Source organism: Flagellimonas eckloniae, assembly GCF_001413955.1.
Classification (GTDB): Bacteria; Bacteroidota; Bacteroidia; order Flavobacteriales; family Flavobacteriaceae; genus Flagellimonas; species Flagellimonas eckloniae.
In genome coordinates, this window is sequence record NZ_LCTZ01000002.1 from 1,564,419 (window position 1) to 1,579,400 (window position 14,982).

At 36.2% G+C, this 14,982-nt stretch carries 14 protein-coding genes; 5 read left to right on the forward strand and 9 right to left on the reverse strand.

Annotation, left to right across the window (positions count from 1 at the left end; genetic code table 11):
- Nucleotides 1-63 precede the first annotated feature (63 nt).
- Both AAY42_RS06700 and recR read right to left on the reverse strand, forming a co-directional pair.
- Entirely contained in the window at nt 64-1,416 is a 1,353-nt protein-coding gene (locus AAY42_RS06700; protein WP_055393539.1) for a dihydrolipoamide acetyltransferase family protein, read from the reverse strand.
- A gap of 93 nt (nt 1,417-1,509) precedes the next feature.
- The gene (gene recR, locus AAY42_RS06705) at nt 1,510-2,130 is read right to left on the reverse strand and encodes a recombination mediator RecR (RefSeq protein WP_055393540.1); all 621 of its coding nucleotides are present in this window, start codon (nt 2,128-2,130) and stop codon (nt 1,510-1,512) included.
- Nucleotides 2,131-2,206: 76 nt separating this feature from the next.
- Between recR and AAY42_RS06710 the strand changes: the two genes are divergently transcribed.
- On the forward strand, nt 2,207-3,682 hold the full coding sequence (locus AAY42_RS06710; protein WP_055393542.1) for a sodium:solute symporter: 1,476 nt from the start codon (nt 2,207-2,209) through the stop codon (nt 3,680-3,682).
- Here the strand turns inward: AAY42_RS06710 and AAY42_RS06715 are convergent.
- Entirely contained in the window at nt 3,666-4,025 is a 360-nt protein-coding gene (locus AAY42_RS06715) for a CoA-binding protein (RefSeq protein ID WP_055393544.1), read from the reverse strand. The two genes, AAY42_RS06710 and AAY42_RS06715, sit on opposite strands and share 17 nt — an antisense overlap.
- Before the next feature lie 341 nt (nt 4,026-4,366).
- Between AAY42_RS06715 and AAY42_RS06720 the strand changes: the two genes are divergently transcribed.
- Complete coding sequence (locus AAY42_RS06720; protein WP_055393546.1) at nt 4,367-6,823, forward strand: TonB-dependent receptor; 2,457 nt, start codon at nt 4,367-4,369, stop codon at nt 6,821-6,823.
- Between the two features lie 98 nt (nt 6,824-6,921).
- On the opposite strand, the gene AAY42_RS06725 is transcribed toward AAY42_RS06720, so the two are convergent.
- The 3 genes from AAY42_RS06725 to AAY42_RS06735 form a co-directional block, all read right to left on the reverse strand.
- Complete coding sequence (locus AAY42_RS06725; RefSeq protein ID WP_055393547.1) at nt 6,922-7,929, reverse strand: 3-oxoacyl-ACP synthase III family protein; 1,008 nt, start codon at nt 7,927-7,929, stop codon at nt 6,922-6,924.
- Nucleotides 7,930-8,021: 92 nt separating this feature from the next.
- Complete coding sequence (locus tag AAY42_RS06730) at nt 8,022-9,332, reverse strand: ABC1 kinase family protein (RefSeq protein ID WP_055393549.1); 1,311 nt, start codon at nt 9,330-9,332, stop codon at nt 8,022-8,024.
- Between the two features lie 6 nt (nt 9,333-9,338).
- Complete coding sequence (locus tag AAY42_RS06735; RefSeq protein WP_055393551.1) at nt 9,339-9,995, reverse strand: TetR family transcriptional regulator C-terminal domain-containing protein; 657 nt, start codon at nt 9,993-9,995, stop codon at nt 9,339-9,341.
- 334 nt (nt 9,996-10,329) lie between these two features.
- Between AAY42_RS06735 and htpG the strand changes: the two genes are divergently transcribed.
- A complete protein-coding gene (htpG, locus tag AAY42_RS06740) occupies nt 10,330-12,216 on the forward strand; it encodes a molecular chaperone HtpG (RefSeq protein ID WP_055393552.1) in 1,887 nt (628 codons plus the stop codon).
- A 53-nt stretch (nt 12,217-12,269) separates the two neighbouring features.
- Here htpG and AAY42_RS06745 read toward each other — a convergent pair whose 3' ends face one another.
- Both AAY42_RS06745 and AAY42_RS06750 read right to left on the reverse strand, forming a co-directional pair.
- A complete protein-coding gene (locus AAY42_RS06745; protein ID WP_055393554.1) occupies nt 12,270-12,677 on the reverse strand; it encodes a hypothetical protein in 408 nt (135 codons plus the stop codon).
- Entirely contained in the window at nt 12,664-13,248 is a 585-nt protein-coding gene (locus AAY42_RS06750; RefSeq protein WP_055393555.1) for an RNA polymerase sigma factor, read from the reverse strand. Before AAY42_RS06750 ends, AAY42_RS06745 begins: the two co-directional genes overlap by 14 nt.
- A gap of 137 nt (nt 13,249-13,385) precedes the next feature.
- On the opposite strand from AAY42_RS06750, the gene AAY42_RS06755 reads away from it, so the two are divergent.
- Both AAY42_RS06755 and AAY42_RS06760 read left to right on the forward strand, forming a co-directional pair.
- Nucleotides 13,386-13,733 (forward strand): DUF6249 domain-containing protein, encoded by a 348-nt coding sequence (locus AAY42_RS06755; protein ID WP_055393557.1) that lies wholly within the window; start codon nt 13,386-13,388, stop codon nt 13,731-13,733.
- 61 nt (nt 13,734-13,794) lie between these two features.
- Complete coding sequence (locus tag AAY42_RS06760) at nt 13,795-14,430, forward strand: MOSC domain-containing protein (protein ID WP_055393559.1); 636 nt, start codon at nt 13,795-13,797, stop codon at nt 14,428-14,430.
- Between the two features lie 54 nt (nt 14,431-14,484).
- Here the strand turns inward: AAY42_RS06760 and AAY42_RS06765 are convergent, their stop codons facing one another.
- Nucleotides 14,485-14,865 (reverse strand): hypothetical protein, encoded by a 381-nt coding sequence (locus AAY42_RS06765; RefSeq protein ID WP_055393561.1) that lies wholly within the window; start codon nt 14,863-14,865, stop codon nt 14,485-14,487.
- Nucleotides 14,866-14,982 lie beyond the last annotated feature (117 nt).

The following is a 14,982-nucleotide window of genomic DNA, read 5'->3' on the forward strand; positions in this document are numbered from 1 at the left end:
GCAAATGAATTTGTTTAAACCTCTAAGTTAATAATAGTGGAATGATTACAAATGTTTTTTATGCTAGATTTCCCTGTTTATATCCCAAGCTTCGAGATAATCGGCAACGGTTTTTACAAACATTCCCCCTAAAGCACCATTAACGACTCTATGGTCATAACTATGGGAAAGAAACATTTTGCTGCGGATTCCAATATATTCGCCTTGATCTGTTTCAATTACAGAGGGTATTTTCCGAATGGCTCCCAAGGCAAGAATGCCTACTTGTGGTTGGTTGATTATTGGAGTCCCAAAAACACTGCCAAATGAACCCACATTGGTAACGGTGTATGTACCATCTTTTACCTCATCTGGCTTTAACTGGTTGTTCCTTGATCTATTTGCAAGATCATTAACCGTCTTGGCCATTCCCACCAGATTGAGTTGGTCCGCATTTTTTATCACAGGAACAATTAAATTTCCATCAGGAAGGGCAGCCGCCATTCCAATATTGATGTTTTTCTTTTTTATGACCTTGTCTCCATCCAAAGAAATGTTCATCAATGGATATTTTTTTAATGCCGTTGCCACTGCTTCCATAAAGATTGGGGTAAAAGTCAACTTTTCACCCTCTCGTTCTTCGAAAGCTTTTTTGAACTTGTTTCTCCAATTAACTAAATTGGTAACGTCTACTTCAACAAAGCTCTGAACATGTGCCGAAGTCGAAATGCTGTCAACCATATGTTGGGCAATCAATTTTCCCATTCGTGTTAACGGAATTATTTCATCGTCTGCTGATGCGGCAACAGGTACCGCTTTAGTGTTCTCAGTTGTTATTTTGGCAGTTTCCGTTTGAACTGTCGCTATATTCTCTTCCTTGGAAATAGATGTTATGCTCCCATTTGTGGAGCGATTTTCTAAAAATGCCTTAATATCATTTTTGGTTACCCTACCTTCTTTACCAGTTCCTATTATTGCTTCCAATTCGTCCATTGAAATTCCTTCTTCCTTGGCAATATTTTTAACCAATGGTGAATAAAATCGTTCTGTACTAGAAAAGTCTTGTGCTGAAGCAGTAACCGATTCTTGAACTTGGGTAATCTCAGTTTCTATGGCAATTGCGGAATCTTCAACAACATCTTCAATCTCATCTACAGAATCTGTACCATTGGAAGCAACGGTAACTTCTTCTGTTCCATCCGTCTGTATTACGGCAACCACCTCACCCACTTTTATTATATCATCGACGTTGAATCTCTTTTCCAGCAAAACACCTTCAACTTCACTTGGCACTTCCGAATCTACCTTATCCGTGGCAATTTCAAATATAGCCTCATCCAACTCAATAGTTTCGCCAACTTCTTTTAGCCAAGTAGTCAATGTTGCCTCTGCAACACTCTCTCCCATCTGCGGTAATTTTAATTCAAATTTTGACATATTCTTATTTAACGAAGTATTATCGACTTATATTTTGCAAAAATACTAAAGAAATATACTTATTATTAGTTTTTATTCATTTATTAACGCTATCTAACTTGCCTTTATTGAACTTTCAAAAGGAACCCTGTTCAAAATGCTCCTACCCAAAGTCACTTCATCCGCATATTCCAATTCATCTCCAATAGATATTCCTCTGGCAATTGTGGAAGTGGTAACGGCAAGACCTTCTAATTGTCTATATATGTAAAAATTGGTGGTATCTCCTTCCATGGTAGAGCTTAATGCAAAAATAAGCTCATTGACAGTTCCTTCTTTTACCCGTTTTATCAACGAAACAATGTTTAAATCCTGCGGCCCAACACCTTCCATGGGGGATATTTTTCCACCCAGCACATGATAGAGTCCATTATACTGTGATGTATTTTCAATAGCCATAACATCTCTAATATCCTCAACAACACACACCAAGGTTTCATCTCGCTTGGAGTTGGAACAAATTTCACAAAGTTCGGTGTCCGAAATATTATGGCAACTAGAGCAGAAATTAACTGAATTCCTTAATTGGGACAGTGCATTGGACAATAGTTCCGTACGCTGTTCCGGCTGTTTAAGAAGGTGCAATACCAATCTTAATGCAGTTCGTTTACCAATTCCAGGTAATTGCGACATTTCATACACTGCATCCTCCAAAAGCTTTGACGAAAATTCCATATCTCCAATTATCCAACAAAATTACGATTTTACAGTTACCAATTTACTTTTGTACTTTGCAAATCAAATTTCATTCATGTCCGCAACACAGATTCTTTTGCTCATTGGCGCCTATTTTTTGGTGTTGATGTTGATTTCATACTTCACAGGCAAAAACGACTCAAACTCAGATTTTTTTAAGGCAGGCAAACAATCTCCGTGGTACTTGGTTGCTTTTGGAATGGTTGGGGCCTCATTATCAGGGGTAACCTTTATTTCGGTTCCTGGATGGGTAGAAGCTTCGGAGTTTAGCTATATGCAAGTAGTTCTAGGTTTTTTAGTTGGCTATTTTGTTGTTGCCTATGTTTTGCTACCTCTGTATTACAAACACAACCTGACCTCCATATACGAATATTTGTTAGACCGTTTTGGCTCTGTAAGCCATAAAACTGGAGCTTTTTTCTTCTTTATTTCTAGGGTTTTAGGTGCTGCTTTTAGGCTTTATTTGGTAGCCATAGTATTGCAACAATTTGTTTTTGATGATTTGGGGATTCGTTTTGAACTAACTGTTGTTATTTCAATAGCATTGATTTGGATCTATACCAATAGGGGTGGAATTAAAACTATAGTTTGGACGGATACCTTACAAACGTTGTTCATGATTTTGGCCGTTGTTTTATCCATTATTTTGATAAACCAAGAATTGGGCTGGAGCTTTGGAGAGTTTTTAGCCTCAGAAGAATTAAAAGAATATAATTCATTTCTTGTTTTGGACAGTTTTCTGGAACGAAACCACTTTGTAAAATCTTTTATTGGCGGAATATTCATTACCATTTGTATGACAGGACTAGATCAAGATATGATGCAAAAAAACCTTACCTGTAAATCCTTAAAAGATGCGCAGAAGAATATGGTTTCATTTAGTCTGGTTTTGGTTGGGGTAACATTCTTATTTATGTTGCTCGGAGCCCTACTGTTCATTTATGCCGGACAAAATGGAATATCGATTCCTTTAATGGATGGTTCTCCAAAATCTGATTTATTGTTTCCCGAAATAGCATTGAATGGTGGTTTAAGCATTTCCTTGGCCATTACCTTTATGTTGGGACTCATTGCCGCGGCTTACAGTAGTGCCGATAGTGCATTGACCTCACTAACCACTTCTTTTTGTGTTGATTTTTTGAATGTAGAAAAACGAGATGAAGAAGAGCAAAAGAAAGTGCGAAAGCGAACTCATATTGCAATGAGCGTCATGCTTGTTTTAGTCATTATTTCCTTTAAATACATTTTGAGCAGAAATGTAATTGATAACCTTTTAACCGTTGCAGGATATACTTATGGTCCATTGCTGGGATTATTTGCTTTTGGAATTTTTACAAAACATAGATTAAAAGATAAATATGTTTTAGTGGTTACTATCCTTAGCGTGATAATTATTGTCATTGTTGCAAATATTCCATCAACCTATTTGGGAGGATATATTCTGGGCTATGAATTACTTCCCTTAAATGGGTTATTAACTTTCTTTGGGCTGTGGCTGATTCGTGAGAAAACACCTAGTATTGCCCCGTAGCCAACAAAACTAGAGTGCAGGCAATCTCAACTTCAGTTCCTGCTTCTTCCAATAATTTATAGAACTCAGGGTTTTCAGTTCCGGGATTAAAAATCACCCTTCTGGGGTTTAGGTCAATTATATTTTGATAATATTCTACTTGTCTGCTGGGGTTCAAGTATAAAGTAATCGTATCAATATTTTGAAAATCGGTAAAGTTGTCCTTAACTTGCACTCCAGAAACTACCCCCTTCCTTATTCCGAACGCAGCCGTTTTGGTCTTGTTTTCAATCAACCTATGAATTGCAATGTTGCTATATCTATTTGGGTTTAAAGATGCTCCCAAAACAAGTGTCTTAACCATTTGTTAATTTAAATGTTAAACTAAATCAAAGATTGTAACTATTCCAAAAAAAACTCGTCTATTGTATGAGTAAAGATAATCATTGGTAAGACTGTATTTTTTATAGTTAATGGTTAGTGTTTAGTATAGCTTATCAATGTACAAAACCCTGGCGTTTCGGTTTATATCGGGAGTCAGGGTTTCTTTTTTCATTCTCTTTTGTCCCAAAAATCATTTCAGCTTACAAATTATATCACCTTACCGTTTTGTTAAAAAATGTTAAAGCTTCTTTTGAATGTAACATCAATAGAATTTTATCGTCTTGTAAGCACAATTCAATCAATCAAAAAACAATCTAACTCATGAAAAGAGCAATCTCACTTTTTGCGCTTCTTTATTTTACTTTTTTTTCCACAAGTTTTAGTTTCGCTTCAACAAACACTGAACCGCCCATTGGCTCTATTTCAGGTACCGTAGTGGACGATCAAAATAAGCAACCTGTCGCCTATGCCGCCATTGTAGTTAAATCTGAAGATGGAACACAGACCATTACAGGTGGGATTACGACTGAAGATGGGAATTTTCAAATTGAAAAACTTCCCGAAGGTTCGTTCATTTTGGAAGTACAGTTTATTGGGTATAAAACGCATTCACAAAAATTGGTCATTACTAAAAAAAACCAAAAAGTAAATGTTGGAACCATTGCTTTACTGGAAGACACCGAAGAACTTTCAGAGGTTGAAGTAGTTGCAGAGCGTACAACCATTGAACAACGTGTGGACCGCAAGGTAATAAACGTTGGAAAAGACCTTACTACCGCGGGAGCTACTGCATCGGACATTATGAACAACATACCATCTGTTAATGTGGATTCACAGACCGGGGATATTTCTTTACGGGGAAATTCAAACGTTAGGGTGATGGTGGATGGAAAATTATCCAATGTTCCAGTAGCCCAATTACTTCAACAAATACCATCAACATCTATAAAATCCATTGAGTTGATTACCAACCCATCCGCTAAATATAATCCTGAGGGGATGAGTGGTCTTATCAATATAATATTACACAAAAACGCAAATATTGGGTTCAATGGTAGTATTACAACGGGTCTTACCCAAGCAATTGAAGCAAAATTCAATAGTTCCATCGATTTGAATTATAGAAATGGAAAGTTCAATTTTTATGGGAACTATGGAAACAACATTGGTAAATATGTAAATGATGGTACCATTTTAAGAATTGATGAAAACTCGCTTCAGGAATTTGACTTTTTCAATAACAATAAGTCACACCTATACAAAGTTGGGGTAGATTTTTATTTGAACGATAAAAACACCATCTCATTTTTTACCAATCAAAACATTTTTGATGGTAAGGGTGAGGGAATTACGGCAGTAACCTATAATGATGATCTCTCTAGAAATCTAACACAGTTTTTTGCGGATGTTAGTGAAAACCAAAGTGAGCAATATAATTTTGATTACAAACTGGATTTCAAAAAAGAAGGTCATAATATAGAATTGGAAGTGGATCATAACGTATTTAACAATGATCAAGATGCTGATTTTAGATCTACCGGAGCTTCATTGTTCCCTGATTATATGGATTTTGTAGATACGGAACGTACCCAAACCATTGCCAATTTAGATTATGTGAATCCACTGGACAGTATTTCAAAGTTGGAAATCGGTCTTGAATCAAGAATCTTTGAAACCAATGTGGATTATTCTTCAACAGGTCTATCATTTAATGAAGGAGGGAATCTGGTTCCAACGCCAAGTACAGATTTTGATTATTCAATGGACATCTATTCTGCTTATGTGACCTTTGGTCAAACACGAGACAAATGGTCATACCAAGTAGGAGCAAGAATTGAGGATGTTGAAGTTAAGGCGGATACCAATAGGGTTAGATCATTCACGGATAAATATACCCAAGTGTATCCTTCAGCATTTCTAACTTATAATCCAAATGAAAAAGACCAATTTCAGGTCAGTTATAGCAGACGTGTGGACAGACCAGGGCTACAACAAGTTAATCCCATACGCGAATGGGCCACTCCCCTTATTTCATCTTTTGGAAACCCAAGTTTGGTGCCACAGTTTACAAACTCATATGAAGTCAATTATACAAAACGAGTTAAAGGAGGTAGCATAACCACTGGCGTATTCTATAGGTCTATCTCAGATGAAATAAACAGGGCGGTTTATGTGGACCGATTGGATTTCAATAAACTGATTTTGACGTTTGATAATTTTGATGATACCTCCGCTTATGGTTTTGAATTATCTGCCAATTACAAACCCGTAAAATGGTGGAGCATAAATGGTAGTTTTGATTTTTATTCACAAACCCAACGTGGTATTACTGAAAGTTTGGGTACTGACAATCCAAACCCAACCGAAGACGATATTGTTGTTGAAGATGTAGAGGTAGACAATACCGCTTGGAATTTACGGATGAACAATAGTTTTAACCTAAACAAAAAATTGACTTTACAGTTGTTCGGTTTTTACCGAGGTGATAACCGAAACCTCCAATTTACGATGGAACCTATGTATTTTGTCAATCTGGGTGCTAGGTATAGTTTTGCTCAAGGAAAAGGTACAATTAGCCTAAACTACAATGACATCTTCAAAACTATGCGATTTGCTTTTGACGGAGAGCGACCTTATCCACAAGTTGGTGGTTTTAACTGGGAGAGCAATAATCTGTATGCTGGTCTTTCCTACAGGTTTGGAAGTGGAAAAAATAGAGCTAAACAACGAAAACGAAGAGACAGTAATACCAAACAATCTAGCGGAGGTCTTCTCTAAACAAAATTTGATGTTCCTTGATGGCATGTTGGTTGGTTAAGTTGTCAAGGTCTATCAATAAAAACCCCTGTTCCAAATGGAACAGGGGTTTTGTTTTTTTACCATTTTATTATGGCGCTGCCCCATGTAAAGCCACTTCCAAAAGCGGCGAGAACCACCAAATCCCCTTTATTGACCTTCCCAGCTTCCCACGCTTCCGTTAACGCAATAGGAATAGAAGCAGCTGTAGTGTTTCCATATTTCATTATGTTATTAAACACTTGGTCATTAGAGAGACCAAACTTCTTTTGGATGAATTGTGCAATCCGCAAGTTTGCCTGGTGCGGTATCAACATATCAATATCTTCCGGTGTTAAATCGTTGGCCTGCAAACCCTCCATGATTACTTCGCTAAATCGAACTACAGCATTTTTAAAAACAAATTGTCCGTTCATATACGGAAAATACGAAGTGTCGTCTGGGTCTTTTTCCTCAATAATATCTGTAACCCACCGTTTTCCCATTCCTGGCGCAATCAGAGAAAGCTCCTCTGCATGCTGACCTTCTGAATGTAAGTGAGTGGACAAAATTCCTTTTGAAGTATCTTCTTCCCTTGTTAAAATTGCTGCACCAGCTCCATCACCAAAAATTACTGAGACTCCCCTACCCCTTGTAGTCATGTCCAAACCATGGGAATGCAGCTCAGAGCCTATGACCAAAATTTTTTTGTACATACCGCTCTTAATGTATTGGTCGGCAACAGAAATCCCGTACACAAATCCAGAGCATTGGTTTCTAACATCTAATGCACCAACGGTTTTAATTCCCAGATCACGTTGCACCAAAACACCAGGTCCTGGAAAATAATAATCTGGACTTAGGGTGGCAAAAACAATAAAGTCAATTTCGTCTTTATCAATACCTGCGCGATCAATGGCAACCTTAGCTGCCTTTACGCCCATAGAGGTAGTAGTATCAGTTCCCTTAACAACATGTCTTCGCTCCTTGATTCCCGTACGCTCCTGAATCCATTCGTCATTGGTCTCCATCATTTTTGATAAATCATCATTGGTGACCACATTTTCAGGCACATAAAATCCCAATCCCGATATTCTTGAGTTATACATACTATTCTGTCTTGTTGATTATTAAAAAAGCAAAGGCTATTTCATGGAAAAGTAAAAAATATATTCAAAGAACGAGGAATATATCAAAAAAATTAGTCCATATACTTTCTAAAGTCGTTCACTTTTACCTTGGCTTTGAGATCGTGAAGCAGATTATAAAGTCCGAAAAAAGTACGGTTCATATATAGAAAGTGTTTGGATCCTCTATTTCCATTCATTTTTCTTATCTGCTCGTCTTTGGAATAGCGCTCACTCAATTCTGCAATTTTAATCCAGAATTCGTCTGCCCCAAAATCAAATTCCTCTTCTTTAAATGGTGAAGTGAATATGGTAAGCATTTCTTTAAAAAGTACTTTAAAGAACTCCAACTCTTTGTTTGAGTCTGTTTTGGTCAAAATTTCCAGCTCGTATAATTTTTCCATAAAAACAACATCATTATTAATGTTATCTTCTTTTGCCAACTCAAAATAAGGAATGTAGAATTCATCAGGAATTTCCTTAATACAACCAAAATCTATTGCAATAAGCGTTTCATTGGTACTTACCAAAAAATTACCGGGGTGTGGATCTGCATGTACTTTGCGCAGGTTATGAATTTGAAACATGTAGAAATCCCAAAGCGCCTGACCCAACTTGTTTCCAAGATGCTGATCAAAATCAATTTGGGTAAACTCACTAAGGTGTTTTCCCTTCATCCAGTCCATGGTAAGGATACGCTCACTTGAAAGGGCTTTATAGTATTTGGGGAACTCCATATTAGGAATCACTGCACATGCCTGGGTAATTTCTTCACTCTGTGCCAACTCCAGAATATAATCGGTTTCCTCTACCAATTTGTTTTCAACCTCTTTAAAGTATTTTTCTGAATCTTTCCCTTTTAGGTTAAACATTCTGATAGCTATGGGCTTTACAATAGCCAAATCGCTGCTAATACTATCTGCAACTCCTGGATATTGAATTTTTACCGCTAGATCCTTATCTCCTTTTTTTGCTTTATGTACCTGTCCAATACTTGCGGCATTAATGGAGTCTTTGTCAAAAGAGTCAAAAATATCTTCTGGATATTTGTTCAAATATTTTTTGAATGTTTTCCGTACCAATGGAGCGGAAAGGGGTGGCACGGAGAATTGCGATAGTGAAAACTTTTCCACATAGGCACTTGGCAACAAGTTTTTTTCCATGCTGAGCATTTGGGCCACCTTGAGTGCGCTTCCTTTCAGGCTTTTTAGACCATCATAAATATCTTCCGCATTATCTTGATCCAACTCATCCTTGGCAGTTTGGGAATTGACCAATTTTTTTCCATAATACTTTACATAATTCCCACCAATCTTAACCCCTGTCTTTACCAGTTTTCCGGCTCTTTCAATCTTTCCCGTGGGAATGCTGTCTAATGTTTTCATAAATAGTTAGGCAAATTTTTCTTTGTAGAGGAATTTTCCAAAATCGATGATTTTCTCCAAAGGAGTGTTTTCAAAAACTTGGAATATAGTGGTTACGGATTTTTCAATGGCTATATCGGTTTTTTCAAAACCAGCGGAATTGTCATCCATCCAAAATTTTAAAAGGAATAAGAATTGCACCCATGCACCTTCAGAAAATAGCTGTGGGCTTTGATTGAGAATTTTTAAATTTTTCTCACTATTCCGTTCCTCAATAAGCTCGGAAGCAAATTCTTTAATGTTTTTCCGCAAACCTTTTAATTGACCCATCTTATCCATGGTATTTTTGCTCTCCTTGAGTACAAAAAGCACATAACTTCTATTCAGTGTCAACGATTCAAAAAATGTGAAGAAAAAGGTCAGCATTTTTTCTTCATTTGTCATACCATCATATGCCTCATTCTTTTGCATGATAGAGATGGTATTTCCATAAAATTTTTCCCAGATAGCATGCTGCAATCCTTCAAAAGATCCAAAATAATTGTAAAAATCTTCTTCTTTGATTTTGTTCTCTTTACAGAATTTAAAAATTGATTTCGGTATTGCCTCATGTTCCAAGACAGTATTCATGAACCAATTAATGATTTTTTCTTCGGTTACTTTAGAATTAGGTGTGTTTGCCATAGTATATTTTGTTTAATAAGAAATCTAATTTACATAACAAATTGATTAAGAGTCTTAAGAAGTTTAAAGGAAAACGCACTTTCGGGCGAAAGTGCGTTTTCAACAACCTAACCAATAAATAAACAAACTTGTTATGACATTTACTTTTTCACAGCAATATTTTCATAACGATACAAATATATCAATTTTGTTTATCAATTACTTAGAAAGAATAAACAAAAAAATGTTAAAGTTATATATTTCCAAGAAATGGGTTTCAATGTCAGTTTGTCATATTTGAGGTTATGGTACTTTTTTTGTCATACATAAAAAACTAAAAGAAAATTATTAAACAATGGCTACAGGTAAAATAAATGTTTCAGTAGAAAACATATTTCCCTTAATTAAAAAGTTCCTTTATAGTGATCACGAGATTTTCTTGAGAGAGCTAATTTCCAATGCTACAGATGCAACATTAAAACTTAAACACCTTACCTCTATTGGTGAAGCCAAAGTTGAATATGGCAATCCGCTGATTGAAGTAAAAGTTGACAAGGATAAAAAACGAATCCATATTACGGACCAAGGTGTTGGAATGACAGAGGATGAAGTCAAAAAGTATATCAATGAGGTTGCCTTTTCCGGTGCCGAGGAGTTTTTGGACAAGTATAAAGATGCTGGCAAAGATGCCGGTATTATAGGTCATTTTGGACTTGGGTTCTATTCCGCTTTCATGGTAGCTGACAAGGTAGAAATCATCTCAAAAAGTTTTAAAGATGAACCAGCTGTTCATTGGAGTTGTGATGGATCACCGAAATTCACCTTAAAAGAAGCAAAGAAAAAAGACAGGGGTACGGAGATTATTCTGCATGTAGCTGAGGACTCTATTGAATTTTTAGAAGATTCTAAAATTAGTGAGCTGTTGACGAAATATAACAAGTTCATGCCCATTCCCATTAAGTTTGGGACTAAAACCGAAACGCTTCCCAAACCAGAAGGTGCCAAAGAAGAAGATGAAGCACCTACACAAGAAGTGGATAACATCGTCAACAACCCAACTCCAGCATGGACGAAGCAACCAGCAGATTTAAAAGATGAAGACTACAAAGGATTCTACAGGGAATTGTATCCCATGCAATTTGAAGAGCCTTTATTCAATATTCACTTGAATGTTGACTATCCTTTTAACCTCACCGGAATCTTATACTTCCCAAAACTGTCCAACGACCTCAACATACAAAAAGATAGAATCCAATTGTATCAAAATCAGGTTTTTGTAACTGATAATGTAGAGGGAATTGTACCTGAGTTTTTAACCATGCTTCGTGGAGTCATAGATTCTCCAGACATTCCATTGAATGTTTCTAGATCTTATCTGCAAGCTGATGGGGCCGTGAAGAAAATATCTTCCTATATCACCAGAAAAGTCGCGGACAAATTGAGTTCTCTTTTCAAAAGCAACCGTGAAGACTTTGAACAAAAGTGGAACGATATTAAGGTAGTAATTGAATATGGAATGCTTTCTGAAGAAAAATTCTTCGAAAAAGCAGATAAGTTTGCACTTTACCCAACTGTTGATGGAAAGTTCTTCACCTATGAGGAATTGGAGGCTAAAATAAAGGACAACCAGACCGATAAGGATGAAAAACTGGTAGTGCTTTATGCTTCGGACAAAGACGCACAACACAGCTATATTGAAGCTGCCAAGGCCAAGGGCTATGAAGTCTTATTAATGGATTCTCCAATTATTTCACATCTAATGCAAAAGCTGGAGACTTCTAAGGAAAAACTTTCTTTTGCCAGGGTTGATGCCGATCACGTGGATAACCTTATTAAAAAAGAGGAGACTGCCATCTCCAAGTTATCAGATGAAGAGAAGGAGACTTTAAAAGGTGAAATTGAAACGGTTGTAGCTGATAAGGGGTACACTATTCAAATGGAAGCCATGGACAGTACTGCATCACCGTTTATAATAACGGAACCCGAGTTTATGCGTAGAATGAAGGAAATGCAGCAAACTGGGGGCGGTGGAATGTTTGGCATGGGCAATATGCCAGAAATGTATAATCTTATTGTAAACACCAATCACGAATTGGTGGGCGAAATTTTGAACACTAAAACTTCCAAAAAACGAGAACGATTGATCAATCAATCACTTGATTTGGCAAGACTATCCAAAGGATTGTTAAAAGGAGAGGAACTCACCAATTTTATTTCGCGCAGTTACGAAATGATAAAATAATCCTTTGATTGGAATTATATTTTGAAGACCGCTTCCTTTAAAGAAGCGGTTTTTTATTTTATTTGATATGTACTTGAAAAATGACGCTTTAAAATAAAAATTTGAACATAGATAAAGATAACCAGTGCTATAAGCCCATATACCATAGTATTCGAAATAAAATTCAAACTATCAAAAATAGAAAGCTTGGTGAAAAATTCCAGTTTTGAATACTTGAACCAACTTTCCTGTAAAGACCCGGAATCAAAAAGAAAGAAGGTTATTCCCACAACCAAAAGACCAATAAGGCCCCAACCCCATTTGGAAATTAATGGTTTATGCACATAAGCATCCTTGGTTTGCAAGGTCTCTATTTTAGAAAATACATCCGTTGTAAAATTGGAAGAAGGCTCCTCCAATCTTATTCCCTTAATGTTCTTTTTAAGAAAGACGTCTAACTCCTTGTCTCTATTTTCTTCCATAACCTTCAATAATTTCAGGTTCTAGTTTATGCTGTAAAATTTGCGCCAACTGTTTTCTACTTCTAAACAAACGTACTTTAACAGCATTTACCTTTAGACCTACAACTTTGGAAATTTCTTTTAAAGATAACTCTTCAAAATAATGTAATGTTATAATAACGGTATCCACTTCGGATAATTCGCCCAACGCATTTTTAATAATTACATTATGTTCTTCCCTTTGCATTTGGTCCAAAATATTATCCATACTATCCAAATAATAGTCCTTGTCGGTATCAATTGAACTGGTCGTCAATCTTCTTCCCCGTTTTTTTAGGTAATCCAAGCTACGGTTATACGCTATTCTATACAGCCATGTAGAAAATTTGGAATCCCCTTTAAAACTGGGCAACATCTGATACGCTTTAACAAAAACGTCTTGGGAAACCTCCTCAGCTTCCTCTTTAGTATTAAGTATTTTCATTGCCAAGGTATACACCATATGTTTATAGCGGTCGATCAAAACGGCAAAAGACCCAACATTTCCATTTAGGACTTTGTCTATATAGTGTTGGTCTTGGTTTAGGCTCATTTAAGGTATATGACGTGAAAAAATCTTGCTTGGTTACATATATTTTAATAAAAATCAACATAAATGTAACCTACAAACAAAAAACGTCGTCTTAATAAGTGAAAAGAATTTGAAATCAATTAAAAAGTAATCAACTTATGGAGGTTTTAGTATTTATTAGTTTGTTTCTGGTCATATTCGGTATTTGTTACCTGTATTTCTCCACAAGAAACAAAGAGCGTATGGCTTTGATAGAAAAAGGTGCAGACGCCAGTATTTTTGTAAAAGGAAAACGTGAAAAAGCAGCTCCTTTTTGGAAAATCCTTATATTAAATCTAGCGCTTTTGTTAATGGGAATAGGAGCTGGCGTTATTATTGGCGGTATTCTTTGGAGCAATTTCAATGTTGATGATGATATTGCAATGCCAGGTTCTATATTTCTAATGGCAGGTACAGGCTTATTGATAGGGTTTTTCCTTACCAAAAAATTGGACCGGGAGGAATAAAATTTTTAGTTAAAAGCATTTTAAACCATCATTTAATTATGATGGTTTTTTATTTTTAGATATGAAAGTTATCTCCACCAACCTTGGCAAAGCCACCTCAATTTTGTGGAACGGCAAAAAAGAACAAACCGGGATTTTCAAATATCCTGTTAGAACCTCTATAGTCCTGGAAAAGAATGATGTGTTCAAGGATACCATAATTGACCGTAAACACCATGGTGGAGAACATAAGGCGTGTTATCTTTTTTCTGCCAATCAGTATCCCTTTTGGAAAGAAAAATACCCTGATTTAAAATGGGATTGGGGAATGTTTGGGGAAAACCTAACCGTAGAAGGGTTAGACGAGTCAAAAATACGGATAGGTAACGTTTACAGGATAGGTACTGCCCTTGTTCAAATTACCCAACCTCGAGAACCCTGTTATAAATTAGGAATTCGGTTCGGTACACAGGAAATATTAAAGCAATTCATTGACCATGGATTTCCAGGTGCGTATATAAAAATATTGGAAGTTGGAGAAGTTAAAGTTGGGGACAATTTAGAACTGGTCCAGGAATCAGAAAACACATTGACCGTGCAACAATTTTATAAACTACTTTTTTCAAGATCCAAGGATATGGATTTGATTAGGCTAGCAGTCGCCAATGAGGCATTGCCCGAGTATAAAAGGAATCGTTTAAAAAAGCACTTACAATAAGAAAGGCCCATATAAATGGGCCCCCTTGCACTGAAATTAACTAAACAAATCGTTTTATTTTACACTGATAGTCTTTTCATAAGTTCCCAACTTATCAACTACAACGATGGTGTACTCATCTTCAAAAGCTTTTTCAAAGTTGAACGCTTTTTCAACAACCATTTCACCTTCAATTGATTCATTGTAAATAAGTCTATCTTGGCTATCATATACTTTAAGAATCACCCTCCCTTGGGAAAGATTCAACAGATTCATGAACATCTTTTCACCTCTCTTAATAAAAACAGGATCCAACTTAACCTCAATCAACTTCTTCTCAACCTCACTTTTAGCAATACCTCTTTTACCAAAAGTTCCTTCTGATCCATTTGCAAACCCTACTGTAGATACTAATAGGAATGCCGCTACTGTAACATAATTTAAAACTGATTTCATAACACTCGTTTTTAAGATTACAAGACAAATGTACTATGGGATTATTCCTTGGAACACCACAATTTTTTCCAGTTTCTATGCAATATTACCACACAGGCAATGTTAATATAGTATTAA